Raw genomic sequence first — 18,111 nt, forward strand, 5'->3', positions numbered from 1 at the left:
TGCATTCGTTTTTTCGAGTGAATGACACTAAAGTAAACAATACCCCCCTATTTACATTCTCTTGGACGAAATTTATTTCATGGATGTTTCATGATTGTTTATTTTTAAAATGAAATATTAGCACCAAAAGCAAACTGCCTCAAAGAGGTATATTGGGGAGTCGCTCCTAGTTCCGGATCTTGTCCAGGATATTTCGTAATATTAAATACATTTTCAATGGAAATATAGACACGCAGGTTTTCAATGAATACTTTTTTAGAAACAGAAACCGGTACCGTATACCCGAATGTCAGATTCTTTAATTTCAAATAATTGGCATTATATAAATAAAGAGATGTACCCTCCGCATTCTGATTCCCACTCGCAGTAGTGACCAAACGACCATATTTACTGTTTATATTAGTTCTGGGATCTGACGGATCGTCTGGATTATAAAAATAACGATTATCTGCCACATCTTTACCTAAAGAATAACCCACATTGGCTGCAAGAGAATTATGACCAAATGTTGGTCCCCAATACAATTTAAAACCAGCGGCCCCAGCCCAATTCATCGAAATATCGAAACCTCTCCAAGCTGCCGACATCTGAAATCCGAAATTAAATTTAGGATCTGCCGATACATTTTGAAATTCACGGTCATCCGTTCCTCCATAAATGCCATCACCATTGACATCGGCATAAATATAATCTCCATACCATATCTTACTTTTATCTACAGTTTTATTAGGCATAAATGTATATCCTTCTGCTATCATCGCTTTCAACCAGGCCATATCCAATTCCGTACGGATCATACCATCAGCGGGACCTCCGGCGACACCGTCAACATCGTATCCCTTTCCCGAACCTTTATAAGGCGAACGGAGATAAAACTCTTTTTTCATATTTCCCTCGATAATAGGATCCACGGCAGAAGAACTGGATGCCACATCACCGATATTGCTTTTCCAATTGCCATTCTCATCATACCCCGCCTGAAATACACCTTTGTATTTATCTATCTTATTCGGCGTATATGAGAAGTTTCCGGAAACAGAATAATTCACTTCTCCCGCTTTATCGTTCCAACCTAACGTCAACTCTACCCCTTTAGTACTCATTTCAGCGATGTTCTGGCGGGGAGCCGTCTTATTTCCGGCTGTCAGATAAATAGAAGGAGTAAATAAAATGCCTGTAGTCTTTTTGTGGAAAACATCAGCGGTAAATGAAAGACGATTATTAAGAGCATTTAAATCAACACCGACATTGACCATTTTGGATGTTTCCCATGATAACATACTATTCGCAATAGATGTCGAAGCCAAACCAGAAACCAGTTTACCTCCTAGCGGATATTTCGCACTGGCATACGTTGACATATATTCATATTCTCCCACATCCGTACCTCCATTATTTCCGACAGAACCATAAGAAACACGTAGCTTCAGATTGTCCAACCAATTCCGCGTATTATCCATAAAACTTTCTTCCGTTATTCGCCAGGCAGCAGAAAAAGAAGGGAAAGTTCCCCAACGATAGTCCCTGTGATAACGGGCATTACCGTCATGACGGAGATTCGCTTCAAACAAATATTTTGACTTATACGCATAGTTAATCCTTCCGAAGAAAGAACGGCTGGCTCTGTCGAAAGCACCACCTCCGATACTCTGCATTTCGGTTGCGGAGCCGGGAGTATGGATACTGGAATCAATCAATCCTTTTTTCGTTGCATTACGAGTATTCTGTTTATAATAATACTCTTCATATCCCGCCAAAATGCCTAAATCGTGATCTTCAGCAAACGTCGCATTATAACGTAATATATTTTGTATTGTATAACTGTAATCCGCACGGTTATAGAAATCAGTAGTCATCTCTGACGGTGCGGTAGCTGGTGTCAATATCACTCCATCGCTAAATCTTACCCTGTCATACGGATTTGTCCATGTCTCGTTATCTTCCCAATATCGTTTATAGTTCAAATTAAAATCCCATGACAATCCTTTTATCGGGGTGATGGTAGAATACAAAGTCGTATTGAAATTCGTTTTCTGTTTCGAACCGGCAATATCGTGCAATCTCGCCAAAGGATTATTAGCCATCGTATTTTCTTCCGGAGCTTCCGGGGCTCCGTACTGACCATTCCATATCGGATAAACTCCGGCAATAGCACTTCTCAGCCCCTCGTTCGCATTGTCAAAATTAGCAGGTTCTTTATCTTCCTGAGAAGCAAAAGTACGGGTTCCGACCGTTAACCACTTTGTTATATCTGCTTCGATATTCGCACGTAAAGAATATTTCCGAATTCCTGTATTATCGACTAAACCGGGATTATCCAGATAACCCGCAGACATCAATACGCGCAGTTTGTCCGTTCCTCCGGTAATAGATACATTATGATCATTGATTATACCATGGTTAAACATTTCCTTTTCCCAATCAGTATTCGGATAAGCAACATAATTCGGGATACCATTCTCCGTTAACCCATTAGGATCTTTTTCTGCAGCCCTCCAGGCTTCAATAGTGGCCTCCGAAAAGTGGTTCGGTCGACCCATATTTTCATAGGCTTCATTAATTCTTTCCATATAATCGCCATAATTGGTCACCTGTTCAATCAAATTGGTCGGACGGGCATACGAAAGACGACCAGAATAAGAAATAGAGAGTTTACCTGCTTTACCCTTCTTTGTGGTTATCAGAATAACACCGTTAGCCGCACGAGAACCATAGATGGAAGATGAAGCGGCATCTTTCAATACGGATATGTTTTCGATATCCTGCGGATTGATCAGGTCCATGGAACCTTCTATTCCATCAATCAAAACCAGCGGATCGGAGTTATTCAACGTACCGATACCACGAATCCTGATTTTAGAGCCATCACTACCCGGATTACCGGAACTTTGCTGAACCTGTACACCGGCACTAAGACCTGCCAGTGCATTCGACACATTCGTCACAGGACGGGACAGCGCCTGATCTTCAAAATTGACGGACGAGATAGAACCGGTCAGGTTCACCTTTTTCTGTGTGCCGTAACCGACAACCACCACCTCATCGAGCGCTTCCGAATCTTCCACTATTTTGATCGTGAAAGAGGTTTGGTTATTGACCGGAATTTGTTGTTCCCTGTATCCGATAAAAGATACGACCAACGTCGATTTCGGGGAAACCTCCAACGTGAATTTACCTTCCATGTCGGTAATCGTTCCGTTGGTTGTTCCTTTTTCTACGATATTGGCACCGGCAACAGGACCGAACTGATCCTCCACAACACCGGTTACCGTCAATTTCGCCTGTTGTGTGGAAGGGTTAACAAAGACCTCCCGATTTACATCCGTACCGTTGATAGCCGGGCTATCAACGGGTGTTGCAGCTGCAACAGAAGCCATAAACATAAAGGCTCCGGCAAATGCAAGCCTCGATGTCGGATAATTTTTACAATTCTCCATCATAATAATATTATTTGAGTAAATGAATAATAGATTTTCCTGTATGGCTAATCTATATTTTGTTTGTTAATCAGATGTTTGTAACGGGTCAAGGCCTCCAGATAATAGTAATCCGCATAAATAAGCGGTACATCTATTTCCGACTTATGAGGCAGACTGCCCGTGCAGTGCATAATAATGAAATCGGCATTGCCGCCCAGCGGGGCACGATAATCCGGTGAAGAAAGACTTTTCAGCATCCTGACAGCCATCTCGGTATATGCTTTATTGGCGCTGAACTCGCCCAATTCGAAAAGAGCCGAGCAAACGATTGCAGCCGCAGAAGCATCCCTGACTTCTCCTTTAAACTCTTTGGCATAAGAATCGCCATCGGGTGTAAAGCCGGCCTCCCCCACATTGAAATCCCACATAGGAACCAGATCGTCCGGAAGATGCCGGATAAAGTAATCGGCAAAATTTTCGGCCGCTTCCAGATAGACCGGGTATTTTGTCTCTCTGTACATCATCGTATAACCATAGACTGCCCAGGCTTGTCCACGCGACCAGGTGGAGTTGTCGCTATAGCCCTGACAGGTCTGGCGGTGCAGCGGCTGACCGGTAATCGTATCGTAATCCACCACATGATAGCTGCTGTAATCATCCCTGAAATGATATTTCAAAGTCGTGTTTGCATGAGCGACAGCTATATCATGATATTTTGTATCACCTGTTATGCGGGATACATAAAACAACAGTTCCAGATTCATCATATTGTCGATGATAACCGGGTAAAACCATTCGGAACCATCCCATGCTTTCCGGTAATCCCATGATTCGATAGCCTGTACCCGTTCGTCGAAACGTGTACACAACGAATTGGCACTTTCTATCAGAATATCCTGATAGCCTTCTTTGGGAGCCAGACGCTCTGCATTGCCATAACTGCAATACATCATAAAACCGATGTCATGATTTCCGGTAAAAGACTTGTGCGGTTCAAGCGGATAAGTCCATTTCTCCGCATAGGTCACCCATTTTTTGTCTCCCGTCAGCTCATACAGATACCAAAGGGCTCCGGGGAAAAATCCGGGTGTCCAGTCATGTCTCGAAGTGGAGACAAGACGCCCTTCCGCATCTGTTGTCCGCGGATAGTTTTTTCCGTTATATTCTCCTACACTGTTAAGTAATAACTGCATCTGTTCCGATGCAAAATTCACGTTTTCCTGAATAAAGGACTCTTCCGTATCTTTTCTCTGATTACAACCTGTCACCGACAAAACCATTAAAAAGCAACAGAACAAAGCTGTTTTCTTCATGTCTGATATGTATATAATGTGTTATTTCATGATTGACTCGTGATAATCTTTCGGGAAAACTTTTCCGCCCCATGCACGCAGCGAAGTCCATTCTTCGGCGGGAGAAGTCCAGAAAGGATGATCGGCAGGCAATCCCAATGGCAGGAAACCCAGCGATGTCATATAAAGACTGCCGTTATCCGTATAATAATCGGCCAGATTCGGCTGATGACCGACAAAGCCCAACTGAAGGAATCCTTCTTTATTAAAATTACCATCCTGGCTGAACATACGTTTCATCACAGTGGTCAGAGCACTTCTGACCTGGCCGTTTGTAAGTGTTTCAGGCAATCCATATTTCCAGGCAGATAGTCCCAGGGATTGAAAAGCGGCAAGGCGATAGGTCATCGACCGCCCGACGGCAGGATAGGCTCCTTCCGGAGATATCAGTCGCTCGATAATTACATTATAGCGTTGCATGCGGCGGAATGCCAGGTCGAAACTGACCGGTTTATGTATGGGAGTATCTTTGATAGCCTCCGTCACTTCAACCATCATCGGGTGAATCACGTAAGCATTATAATAATCGAAAGAGATTTCCGGACCGTCCGAATACCATCCGTCCCCTTTGTACCATTCGTTCATCTTCTGAAGCCCCACTTCAATGACAAAAGCATCATACTCCTCGCCTATCGATAAAAGAAATGTTTCAACCATCGTCCTGAAAAGCAACCAGTTATTATAGGCGGGGCGTACCCACTTCAGGCTATGGAAAGTATCTATATACCGTTGTTTCGTCACACTGTCCAAAGGTTCCCATAACGCTTTCGGAGCACGCAGGAAACTGTTTGCCAGATAAGAGGCATCGCATAAAATCTGTCCTTCCCCTTCCCATTTCAGATAATCGGGACTTTCGGGGTCTACTGCATTTGCATAACTCTTTAACGCCCATTCACGTAACCGGCAGCGCATTTTCCCCTCTTCCGTATCATCGTCCGGCAAACTTAACCAAGGAGCCAAACCAGCCATCAACCGCCCGAAAGTTTCCAGATAAGTCACATCGGGGGCACGCCCTTTCAACCAACTCGGACTCAGTTCGACCGTCATATTCTTTCTAAGTTCCCCCTTGCTCATATTACTCAGTACAGGCTCGGATATACGATACAGCAAAGAGCACCAATAAGCCCTGTCGTTTTGTTCCAGATTCTGCTTCTTCCCTTTCGCACATAAAGAAACCGTACAAACAAAAGAAAGAATACAGATGTAGATAATGGATCTGTTTTTCATGTTCCTGAAATTAGATTTATGTAATGTGATATTTATCTCTCAACCCGGGGCAAAAGTAGAAGGAGAGGCATGTTCAGACTTGGCAGAATAATGCAAAAGATAGGCACAAATAGTGCATATCCACTTTTAACAGATTTATTTATAACGGCTTAGATATTAAAGTCGAAAATTTCACCCCCTACTATTCCTATACTCCATCGGGGAAGCATTGAATTGATTTTTGAAGCAACGGCTGAAGTAGCGGGGAGAACCGAAGCCGAGCATATCGGCTATTTCGGCAATCTGTAAATTCGTGTCGTCCTTTAAGAGGAAGGCTGCTTTTTTCAGTTTATAGTTAAGGATAAAATCATTGGGAGTCATCCCGGTGAGTTGCTTAAATTTGCTGAAAAGGGAACGGCGGCTTATAGCTACTTCTTCCGCCAACTTATCGATCGAAAACTCCGTATCGCTCAGATAGGCTTCTATAACAGACTCAACCTTCTGCAAGAACTTCTTATCCGTTTCATTATTAGCCAGTAATTGCATGGTCGAGGCCGGCTCATGCTGATATTTTTGCTGCTGGAGAAGCCTGTTTCGGATCAGGTTATTACATTTGACAAGTAATATTTTCGTATTGAACGGTTTTGTTATATAATCGTCCGCCCCTTTCATCAACCCTTCTATATTATCTTCGGTGGAAGACAGGGCTGTCAACAGGACGACAGGGATATGGCAGGTGGCAATATTCTGCTTCAGTTCAAAACACATCTGGTCGCCATACATTCCGGGCATCATTATATCGCTCACAATAATATCCGGCTCTTCTTCATGGGCAATGCGAAGCCCTTCCACCCCGTCATAAGCCTGTAAAACCTGATAGAATGGAGAGAAAAGAGTGTTCAATGTTTCCTGCAACTCCCTGTTATCTTCCACTATCAAAATCTTATAACGGCTCTCGTCTTCTTTTTGCAAAGCAGGCACCTCCAAATCATGCAAATCATCCAGAGCAACAGACTCAACCGGCATGTAACCGGTCATTGTATTTACCGCGCCGGCAGTCTCCCCTATTTTTACATGGGCATCCTTTTCAAAATGCAATTTGCCGGGAAGCAAGGTGATTATAAAAATACTGCCATAATTCAATTTACTCTCTACCTGGATTTTTCCATGATGCAATTCGATAATCTCTTTGCAGAGGGCAAGTCCGAGACCGGTACTGAACTCTTTCTGGGAAGAAAGAAAACTGTTTGAAGCCTGATAGTAACGCTCGAAAATAGTCGATAAATCTTTCTTGTCGATACCGATACCACTGTCGATCACTTTGATTACAATCTGCTCATCAACAACATCTGCGACCAACTCGATACTTCCCTGCACCGGAGTAAATTTGAAAGCATTCGATAAGACATTGGAAACAACCTTTTGCAATTGTTTCGGGTCGAACCAGCACGGTATCGAATCTTTTAAGGCTGAGAAAGAATAACGGATCTGGTTCGTCTGCGCTTTCTCTTCAAAAAAGATATAGATATTACGAAGGAAAGGGATCAAATCCTGTTCAGATACGTTCAGACAGGTTTGTTTCTGCTCCGCTTTCTGAAAATCCAGCAGTTCGTTAATCAGATTCTGCATCTGGAAGGTCGTTTTATACACTTTGTTGATCTGGTTACGCACAGCCAACGACACCGTATTACCGTTCAATAATAACTCTATCTGAGAAATTATCAGGGAAAGAGGCGTCCTGAACTCATGGCTGACATTCGTAAAGAAAGAAATCTTTGCCTTATTCAGGTTAGTTATATACTCTTTCTCCTTCCGTTCGTATTCAAGGGAAGCCTCCAACTTCACCCGGCGCTGACGGAAAGAAAGGAAAGCATACAGCAGACCGGAAAATAATGCAATATATAACACCCAGGCTAACGGAGTATTATAAAAAGGCGGCAGGATGGTTATCGCCATCCGTATCTCTTTCAACTGATCATTTTCAGCCTTCTTCTCCCGTACATGAAGCGTATAATCACCGGGGGAAAGGTTGGTATAACTGAGATGCATGTTGTGCGTCGGTATCCATTCCGGATCGAAACCATCCAGCTTGTATTCATAAACAGATGAATTATTCGATTGCAGGGAATTATTGCTTGCAAAACTGAGAATAAGATTATTCTGCTCATGCGACAAGGTCAATTGCGCGGTATAGGCGGGAATTACCGTCAGGATGCCGCTCTGGTCCGAAGGGGTGATTGTTTTATGATTAATTGCCAGATTTGAAAAATACAGGTCATAGTTCTTATCGTTCCAGATAATGTTATCCTCCCAAAAAGAGATCATTCCGTCCGCCGATCCGACAAAAACCTCCTTATTCCTGCATCTGTATATCCCGCATCCACTGTTGATCGCAGAGAAAGGCAGGTCCTTCACAATACTGGCAGAGAAAACCTGCTCACCGGTTTCCGGGTTCATTATGGAGAGGCCTTTATTACAACTAATAATCAGATTCCCGTTTTGTGCCTCGGCCATCGAATAGCAAAAGTCACTCAGCAACTGTTCCTTCTCCGCATTATAATTCGTAAAATTATCATCGTTTTCATTATACAGAAAAATGCCGTCACCCGCCGTCGTAACAAATATCTTATTCCCGGCAACCTCGACCAAAGAGGTCATGAATGCAGCTCCTAGTCCTTTCTCCCCCGTACTATATGTTTGCCTTGCAGACGGCTCTTTTAGCGGTATACGGGTTATACTTGAAAAATGAGCCAACCATAAATTATCTTTTGAGTCAATGATAAACTGGTTGCCGTAGAATGTTTTTTCATCGGAGCCTGGGAATAAGGGTGTAATCTCACCGGTCCCTTTTTTCAGTTTGAAAAGTCCGTAATCGTCCACAAAAATGACATATTCTTTATAGACTCTCAGCCAACTGATATTCGTATGCAGCCCGGCAGAATGCGGTTCCTTATCTATATAATTATAAAACCGGTCACTACTTATATCCAGGCGGCAGAGTCCGCCGGTGTATGTCCCGATATACAGTTGGTTTTCTTCCGGGTCATAATCTATACATTTCAGATTATTATGCTTGATGGAATTTCCACCGGAAGAGGCCGTGTAATAAGAGAACAAACCTGTTTTCCGGTCGAGCTTGTTCAAACCTCCCCCGTCCGTACAAATCCAGAGATTACCTGCATTATCCTCCGTCATCTGTCCGATAATAGGGAAATTCAGACACTCCTTCCGTAGCGGATCATCCGAATAGAAGTTGAACATATTTCTCCTGGAATTAAAATAATTAACTCCCCCGTAATAAGTCCCGGCCCACAACACAGCTTGTTTGTCAACGAACAAAGACAGGATAGACGAATGGGTCAGGGAGCCTCTTACATGATCTTTTTTATAAGAAGAAAAATGTTTTGCAACCGGATCGTATTTGTTCAGTCCATAAAACGTTCCGATCCAGATATTACCGGAATAATCCTCAACAATAGAGCGTATATAATTGTGGCTGATTGAGTTTTCATTTTTGTCTGACACAAATTCTGTCAACTTGTTATCCGTACCACACAAGTACAAACCGCTAAGACGGGTTCCTATCCACACGTCGTAAGTCGAACTTTCAAACAGGACCGATATATCCTTTTCCGGAATGACACACTGTTTTTCACCACCTTGTTCCATCCTATAAAGTCCTTTCCGCGTGCCGATCCACAATTGTTTCCGGCTGTCATAGCAAACAGAAGTGATATTATCCTTTACCCCCGTTACCTGAAATAAATCAATGCTCTTTTCTGCTGGATTCCAAGTAAAAATACTGTCGCCCGAAGAAAGAAATATCTGGTTTTGCGCTTTCTGTAACGAAGAGATACGTGTTTTCAAGGCATAAAAACAATCTTCTTTCAGATCATATCGGACAAGAAGATTACCGATCGTAAAAAAGACATCCCCCTCGTCCGTTCCTGTTATATGGTTAACAGTATAGTTAGTGACAGACCTGTTCAATAACTGGGAATAATTTTTATAATTGACGATTTCCTCCCCGTTGTAAATACATACCCCTTCCTCTGTGCCGAACCATATCCTGCCCAGCTTATCCTGATAGATGGCATGAACGGATAACTGCGGAAGTCCGTCTTTAACACCTAAGTGATTAAAATAGACAGGCCGGGCCGTTACCGCAGACATCACAAGTAATATGGTAATAAGAAAAAATCGCATTATCCTGTATCGAATTATCCCCCTCATATAAAAGTACCGGCCAAAGGTAAAAAATAAAACAAAGATATTCAGCATTAACCTAAGAATTCCGAGATTAACAAAATGACAGCAATGTACCATGATAGGGTATAAACCGGTTTAATACTAAATACGCTATTTACAAATATCAAATTGTCAAATCAACCCATTCTTAGAAGAGTTGTACGGAGCAATGTCAAAACCTATAGTTTTTCATGCGATTGTCAGCGATCAAACGAATAACACTTCAACCGATTTATACATACAAAAACATCTCTATGGAATCCAGGAAGAACATAATAAAACAATTTGCTACATTCTTCTCACACACGCCACAAATATGCTACTATAACCTCGATAATCATTTACCCTGCCACAGACAACATAAACTGTTTTTCAACATACTTTTCCTCCATGAAAGGGCCTCTCAAAGGAGGGTATTCAACATTAATTAACACAAATCTCAGGTTTAAATAAGCCACCTACTCATTTAAAATAAAAAAAAACTCGTTTAAAACGAGTTCTACTTTTATTGAAAACAAACTACAAAAGATGTATCCAAAGACACAACTGTTAAATATTGTACACGAGAGCATCCTATAACATCGGTTTGAAAGAATATACGCGCCACAAAAATCCGACTGATAGAATCTTTTTATTCAAGAATAGCTCCATATTGATTCATTTTGTCAAACCCATCATTTCAAACAATTGCACATAAGTGTACATGTTATCTTTTCTTTGCCTCATACGCTCTGATTCTTTGCTCACAGCATTGTTTCGTAATATCCCGGAGTAATTCAACTTTAGACAGAAGCGTTTCAATATCCTCTCCGGCAACAACAAAGCGTGAATTATAGCGAGCCTGATGAAGAAAAAAAGGATGGCTTTATTCAGGTCATCTAAAGCTCGCTTTCATAACTATTTATCACAAAAACCCACATTAATACTACGAAACAAAACATTCAAAAGAATAAATATTCTATTCTTTTACTTTTTTTTATAGTCTTCCAGCAAAGAAAATTGCGGGATTTTGTTATTTTTGCATGCAATTTATAACTTGGCGGAGATTGTTTTGATCGCTTCCCACAACACTTATTGTCATAAATATTAGATATGGAAAACATAGAAACTGGACTTTTGTTAATGGTAGTCGGAATGACCACAGTATTTGCAATTCTTTTGATCGTAATCTATTTAGGAAAAGGATTAATCACATTGGTAAACAAGTACGCACCGGAAGAAGTCATCGTAAAAAAACAAGTAACAACACAACCTGTTGCGGCCGGACAGTCCGGAAATATTCCGGGTAAGACTACCGCTGCTATCGTAGCTGCTGTCAGCATGGTAACAGGTGGACAAGGAAAGGTTACCAAAATTGAAAAATTATAATACTAGCTATACATAATATATCATGAAAAGAGAAATCAAATTCAGTTTGGTCTTCAGAGACATGTGGCAATCTGCCGGAAAATATGTTCCCAGAGTAGACCAGCTAACCAGAGTTGCCCCCGCTATTGTTGAGATGGGCTGTTTTGCCCGCGTTGAAACCAACGGAGGGGGATTCGAGCAAGTTAATTTACTATTCGGAGAAAATCCAAATAAAGCCGTACGTGAATGGACGAAGCCATTCCATGAAGCAGGTATTCAAACACATATGCTGGACCGTGCACTGAACGGCCTTCGTATGAGTCCGGTTCCGGCAGATGTCCGCCAGCTATTCTACAAGGTAAAGAAAGCACAGGGCACCGACATCACCCGTACATTCTGCGGCCTGAATGACGTACGCAACATTGCTCCTTCCATCCAGTATGCCAAAGAAGCCGGGATGATCTCCCAGTGTTCGCTCTGTATCACCCACTCACCTATCCACACGGTCGAATATTATACCAAGATGGCCCTGGAACTGATCGAACTGGGAGCAGACGAAATCTGTATCAAGGATATGGCAGGTATCGGACGTCCTTATTCATTGGGACAGATCGTTGCCAATATCAAAGCAAAACACCCTGAAATACCTATCCAGTATCATAGCCATGCTGGTCCCGGATTTAATGTAGCTTCTATCCTGGAAGTGTGCAACGCCGGTTGCGACTATATTGATGTAGGTATGGAACCTCTATCATGGGGAACAGGCCATGCCGACCTGCTGACCGTGCAGGCCATGTTGAAAGATGCCGGTTACAAAGTGCCGGAAATCAATATGGAAGCCTACATGAAAGTACGCAGCATGATCCAGGAATTTATGGATGATTTCTTAGGATTGTATATCAGTCCGAAAAACCGTCTGATGAACTCATTGCTGATCGGCCCGGGACTTCCCGGCGGTATGATGGGCAGCCTGATGTCTGACCTGGAAAAGAATCTGGAATCGATCAACAAAAACAATATCAAGAACAACAAGCCGCTGATGTCGCAAGACCAGCTGCTGATCAAGCTGTTCGACGAAGTGGCTTATGTATGGCCACGTGTCGGTTATCCTCCATTGGTAACTCCGTTCAGCCAGTATGTAAAGAACCTGGCACTGATGAACGTAATGCAGATGGAAAAAGGGAAAGCACGCTGGAGCATGATCGCCGACGACATCTGGGATATGCTTCTCGGAAAAGCCGGAAGACTGCCTGGTCCGCTGGCTCCTGAAATCATCGAAAAGGCAAAAGCCGAAGGACGCGAATTCTTCGAAGGAAATCCGCAGGACAACTACCCGGATGCTCTTGACAAATATCGCAAGATGATGAACGAGAAACAATGGGAAACCGGCGAAGACGACGAAGAGTTGTTCGAATATGCAATGCACCCGGCTCAGTACGAAGCCTACCGTTCCGGAAAAGCGAAAGTTGAATTCCTCGCTGATGTTGCCCAGAAAAAAGCTGCTTTGCAGGAAAAGGCACAACCGGCAGCACCGGCCACAGCCGCACCGGCAGCTTTGCCTACAACACCCCAGGTGCTGACTGTAGATGTAGACGGACAGCCTTACCGCGTAACAGTTGCCTTCGGAGATACAGCTAATGCCACACCGGCAGCTGCTCCTGCCCAGGCCGCACAACCGGCAGCACCGGCCGCTCCAGCACCTGCCGGAGCCGGAAATGAAATTCTTTCACCGCTGGAAGGAAAATTCTTCCTCGTAAAGAACGCTTCCGACACACCGCTTAAAGTTGGAGATATAGTCAAAGAAGGCGATGTGCTTTGTTATGTGGAAGCAATGAAAACATATAATGCCGTACGTTCGGAATTCAGCGGAAAGATCACTTCCATCAACTACGCTGGTGGCGACACGGTTTCTGAAGACGACGTATTAATGACTATACAGTAATGAACGAGATATTTCAAAATCTGTATGAAATGACTGCGTTCAGCAACATTATTGCTGAACCGCAGTTCCTGATCATGTATGCAATCGCATTCATATTGCTTTATCTGGGTATCAAGAAGCAATACGAACCCTTGCTGCTTGTGCCTATTGCATTCGGGGTGTTGCTTGCCAACTTCCCCGGAGGTGACATGGGAGTGATCCAGGCTGATGAAAATGGATTGGTCAATGTTAACGGAGTAATGAAAAACATCTGGGAAATGCCGTTGCACGACATTGCTCATGAACTGGGAATCATGAACTTCATCTATTACATGCTGATCAAGACCGGTTTCCTTCCGCCAATCATTTTTATGGGTGTAGGAGCATTGACCGACTTCGGCCCGATGCTTCGTAATCTTCGCCTGTCGATTTTTGGTGCGGCTGCCCAGCTAGGTATTTTCACCGTTTTACTGGTAGCGATCCTGATGGGATTCACTCCGCAGGAAGCCGGTTCTCTCGGTATCATCGGGGGGGCAGATGGACCTACAGCGATCTTTACAACCATTAAACTCGCACCTCACTTATTAGGTCCGATTGCCATTGCTGCTTATTCATATATGGCACTGGTCCCTGTAATCATTCCACTGGTAGTCAAAGCTCTTTGCTCCCCAAAAGAACTTCGTATCAATATGAAGGAACAGGAAAAGAAATATCCTTCAACAGTAGAGATTAAGAATATGCGGGTTTTAAAAATTATATTCCCAATTATTGTTACTACTGTTGTTGCCTTGTTTGTTCCCAGTTCAGTGCCTTTGATAGGTATGTTGATGTTCGGTAACCTGGTAAAAGAAATCGGAACCAATACATTCCGTCTATTTGATGCTGCATCCAACAGTATCATGAATGCAGCGACCATCTTCCTGGGACTATCGGTAGGTGCAACCATGACGGCAGAAGCCTTCCTGAACTTTACAACGATCGGTATTGTGATCGGCGGATTCCTGGCTTTTGCCCTGTCTATCGCCGGCGGTATCTTCTTCGTAAAACTGTTCAACCTATTCACCAAGAAGAAAATCAATCCGCTTATCGGTGCAACCGGATTAAGTGCCGTCCCGATGGCTTCACGTGTTGCCAATGATATCGCATTGCAATACGATCCCAAAAACCATGTATTGCAGTATTGCATGGCCAGCAACATTTCCGGCGTAATCGGTTCGGCTGTTGCAGCCGGCGTATTGATCTCATTTCTGGGATAAAAAAACTGCAACTATTTATAAAAAGTCCCTGTAATCTGCTCAATGCAAGTTGCAGGGATTTTTGTTTAATACATTTTTTGGAGAACAAAGCAGTTAATTCCGGACTTTTTACACGAATATTAACCTTTTCTAATAAATAAATTGCCCGCAAATGCTGTAATCCAAAAATAAATACTTTAATTTGTGACTTGATATAGGAATGCTTTTTATCCTTTTCTTAAATGTGATTGAATATGAAGGACACTCATGAAACTAATCTGCCTGCTGAAGAAACCGGCAAATTAGAAGAAACTAAAGCACCGGAAGTAACTCCGGAGAACACTGCGGCTGAAGTTGAAACAACTGAAACCCCGGATGAAGCGACAGCGAACGCTATCAGTAAATTATCAAAAGAAGAGATTCTTGAAAAATTAGCTGAATTGGTAAATGCTGCTGCCGAAACGGCACGCAACGAAGTGGAATCGTTGAAACAGGCATTTTATAAAATCCACAGAGCCGAAGTTGAAGAATCGAAGAAAACATTCCTCGAAGGTGGTGGAGAAGAAAAGGATTTCGTCGCTCCTGAAGATGAAGGCGAAAACAAACTGAAAGAATTGCTGGCCGTTTTTAAAGAAAAAAGAGCTGCAATCCTGGCAGAAGAAGAACGCATAAAGGCTGCGAACTATGCACTGAAACTTCAACTGATCGACCAGTTAAAAGTGCTTACCGAAAGTCAGGACGACTTCAATAAGCTATACAACGACTTTAAAGACATCCAACAGAGATGGAAAGAAATTAAAGCCGTACCACAGGAACATGCAAACGAACTGTGGAAAAACTATCAGACTTACAGCGAAAGATTCTATGATATAATCAAGATCAATAACCAGTTCCGCGATTACGACTTCAAGAAAAATCTGGAATTGAAAACTGCTCTATGTGAAACAGTTGAAAAGCTGCAAACCGAACCGGATGTCGTGTCCGCATTCCACCAGCTTCAAAAACTACATCAGCAATGGCGTGAGATCGGTCCGGTTGCCAAAGAACTGCGTGAAGAGTTATGGGCTCGTTTCAAAGCGGCTTCTACCGTGATCAACAAACGTCATCAGGAGCATTTCGAATCGCTGAAATCGAAAGAACAGGAAAATCTGGTCGCAAAAACAGCTATCTGCGAAGAAATAGAAGGTATCGACTTCGATGCATTGAAGACATTCAAAGACTGGGAAGAAAAGAATAAAGAGGTGATCGCTTTACAGGATAAATGGAAAACAATCGGTTTCGCACCGAAAAAATCCAATGTAAAGATTTTCGAACGCTTCCGCGCTGCCTGTGATGTATATTTCAACAAGAAAAGCGCTTTCTACAAGAATATCAAGGAAGAGATGGAAAAGAATCTCGAACTGAAAAAAGCCTTGTGTGAGAAAGCGGAAGCACTGAAAGACAGCGTAGAATGGAAGAGTACGACTGAAAAGATGATTGCTCTCCAGAAAGAATGGAAAACGATCGGTTCGGTTGCCCGCAAGCACTCGGATGTTGTATGGAAACGTTTCATTTCTGCCTGTGATTATTTCTTCGAACAGAAAAATAAAAATGTTTCCTCCCAGAAGAGCGTAGAACAGACAAATCTGGCTGCTAAAAAAGCATTGATCGAAAAGATCAATAAGCTGGACGAAACATTGAGTGCAGATGAAGCATTGGCTGAACTGAAAGATATGATGGCTGAATGGAATGCAATCGGTCATGTACCTTTCAAGGAAAAAGATAAAATCTATAAAGAATATCACGAAGCGGTAGACAGCCAGTTCGACCGTTTGAAAGTAGACCAGACAGATCGTAAGATGCAGTCATTCCGCAGTAACCTGAACGATATGGCAGGCGAACATGGAAAAGGCAAACTGTATGGCGAACGCGAAAAGCTGATGAGAATGTATGACCGCATGAAAAATGAATTGCAGACATACGAAAATAATATCGGCTTCCTCAGCATCTCTTCGAAAGGTGGTGGCGGTCTCGTGAAAGAAATGGAGCGCAAGATCGAAAAGCTAAAAGATGAGATGGCGCTCATAATTAAAAAGATCGATGCAATAGATGAAAATCTTGAATAAATAAAACGAAGCCGTCTCGCTAACAGACGGCTTCGCTGTTTATATACATCTACTATTTTATATGATATCCCAGATACATTTATTTAATCCCGGACATGAAACTGCCGTACTGCTGGGCACGGAGAACTATACACCTCCGACAAACGTACAAAGAATGATACAGGAGTTATCATATCTTCCGGTGTGGTACGCCGACAGCAACGATTATGTATTTACGGAAGAGATTGCTTCGCCCCGTTTCTTTTCTTTACAACCCAAAGAGCTCAGGCCATTCGCCACACTCGTCTCCGGAAAAGAGTTGAAGAATCTCGCTCCTTCCCTTCCGGAACTGGCAGCGTCTCCCTGGGGAATATCTCCGCACAGCCTGCACTTCTTTGAGAAACTGAAACAAGAATTACAATTAAACCTGTCCGTACCGACCTGGAAAGAAGAATATTTCCAGCTGACCGGCAGGCAGACAGCGGCAGAATGCCTTGAACGAATCCGCCAGCTGTTACCCGACCTTCCCATACCGGCTACTCCAAAATTCTGCAAAAAGATCAGGGAAATAGAAAAATACCTGATCCTGCAAAATGCCCCTTTTGTTGTAAAGACTCCTTATTCTTCATCCGGACGCGGTTTGCACTGGATACCGGAGCGTAAACTCACCCCTAAAGACCGTACCTGGATAGAAGGGGCTATCAATAAACAGGGCACTGTCAGTATTGAATGCGGACTAGACAAGGTCCATGATTTGGCGATGGAGTTTTATTCCGATGGGGAAGGCCATGTCACCTATGAAGGACTCTCCGTCTTCAGTACGGAAAAAAAAGGTTCCTACTCCGGAAATGTATTGGGAAGTCAGGAATACCTGGCTATACCGATCAAACGTTGGATAGGAGAAGATGTTTACCAGCGGACCCAGGATGCGGTTGCAGAAGCCCTGAAAGGCATTTATGGAAATATATACCGTGGATATCTGGGAGTGGATATGATCGTCTACAAAACAAAAGACGGTTCGTATGCCCTCCATCCCTGTATCGAGATCAATATGCGCTATACGATGGGAATGGTTGCCCTCCGCCTCAGTCAAAGATATCTGGCTCCGCATACCATTGGTGATTTCCACATCACTTATGACAGTAAAGTCGGGGAAGCCTACGAACGTCATCGTTTCATGAAAGGAGCTTACCCGCTCACCATAGAAAATGGCAAAATCAGGGAAGGATACTTGTCTTTATGCCCAGTGACAAAAGAGACAAAGTACAGAGCTTATATTTTAGTTGTGTAGATAGTTTT

At 43.0% G+C, this 18,111-nt stretch carries 9 protein-coding genes; 5 read left to right on the plus strand and 4 right to left on the minus strand.

Features of this window, described 5'->3' with window-relative positions; all coding sequences use genetic code 11:
• Nucleotides 1-104: 104 nt before the first annotated feature.
• From HMPREF1535_RS06190 to HMPREF1535_RS06205, 4 genes are all read right to left on the minus strand, one after another.
• Complete coding sequence (locus tag HMPREF1535_RS06190; protein WP_046145605.1) at nucleotides 105-3,440, minus strand: SusC/RagA family TonB-linked outer membrane protein; 3,336 nt, start codon at nucleotides 3,438-3,440, stop codon at nucleotides 105-107.
• A gap of 44 nt (nucleotides 3,441-3,484) precedes the next feature.
• Nucleotides 3,485-4,732, minus strand: a complete 1,248-nt coding sequence (locus HMPREF1535_RS06195; RefSeq protein ID WP_046145606.1) for a glycoside hydrolase family 88 protein — start codon at nucleotides 4,730-4,732, stop codon at nucleotides 3,485-3,487.
• A 21-nt stretch (nucleotides 4,733-4,753) separates the two neighbouring features.
• Nucleotides 4,754-5,998 (minus strand): DUF2264 domain-containing protein, encoded by a 1,245-nt coding sequence (locus tag HMPREF1535_RS06200; protein WP_046145607.1) that lies wholly within the window; start codon nucleotides 5,996-5,998, stop codon nucleotides 4,754-4,756.
• Between the two features lie 171 nt (nucleotides 5,999-6,169).
• Nucleotides 6,170-10,150: a hybrid sensor histidine kinase/response regulator transcription factor gene (locus tag HMPREF1535_RS06205; RefSeq protein ID WP_052716662.1), complete on the minus strand. Its 3,981-nt coding sequence runs from the start codon at nucleotides 10,148-10,150 to the stop codon at nucleotides 6,170-6,172.
• A 1,167-nt stretch (nucleotides 10,151-11,317) separates the two neighbouring features.
• Here HMPREF1535_RS06205 and HMPREF1535_RS06210 point away from each other — a divergent pair.
• The 5 genes from HMPREF1535_RS06210 (at nucleotide 11,318) to HMPREF1535_RS06230 (ending at nucleotide 18,103) form a co-directional block, all read left to right on the plus strand.
• Nucleotides 11,318-11,593 carry an OadG family protein gene (locus HMPREF1535_RS06210; protein WP_010801500.1) on the plus strand — a complete coding sequence of 92 codons (276 nt, stop codon included), beginning with the start codon at nucleotides 11,318-11,320 and terminating at the stop codon, nucleotides 11,591-11,593.
• A 22-nt stretch (nucleotides 11,594-11,615) separates the two neighbouring features.
• Complete coding sequence (locus HMPREF1535_RS06215; RefSeq protein WP_046145609.1) at nucleotides 11,616-13,514, plus strand: biotin/lipoyl-containing protein; 1,899 nt, start codon at nucleotides 11,616-11,618, stop codon at nucleotides 13,512-13,514.
• Nucleotides 13,514-14,749 carry a sodium ion-translocating decarboxylase subunit beta gene (locus HMPREF1535_RS06220; protein ID WP_046145610.1) on the plus strand — a complete coding sequence of 412 codons (1,236 nt, stop codon included), beginning with the start codon at nucleotides 13,514-13,516 and terminating at the stop codon, nucleotides 14,747-14,749. The genes HMPREF1535_RS06215 and HMPREF1535_RS06220 overlap by 1 nt, the downstream gene beginning before the upstream one ends.
• Nucleotides 14,750-14,982: 233 nt before the next feature.
• Nucleotides 14,983-16,833 (plus strand): DUF349 domain-containing protein, encoded by a 1,851-nt coding sequence (locus tag HMPREF1535_RS06225; protein WP_007655731.1) that lies wholly within the window; start codon nucleotides 14,983-14,985, stop codon nucleotides 16,831-16,833.
• Nucleotides 16,834-16,894: 61 nt separating this feature from the next.
• On the plus strand, nucleotides 16,895-18,103 hold the full coding sequence (locus HMPREF1535_RS06230; protein WP_046145611.1) for an ATP-grasp domain-containing protein: 1,209 nt from the start codon (nucleotides 16,895-16,897) through the stop codon (nucleotides 18,101-18,103).
• Nucleotides 18,104-18,111 lie beyond the last annotated feature (8 nt).

The organism is Parabacteroides goldsteinii DSM 19448 = WAL 12034 (genome assembly GCF_000969835.1).
GTDB classification, from domain to species: domain Bacteria; phylum Bacteroidota; class Bacteroidia; order Bacteroidales; family Tannerellaceae; genus Parabacteroides; species Parabacteroides goldsteinii.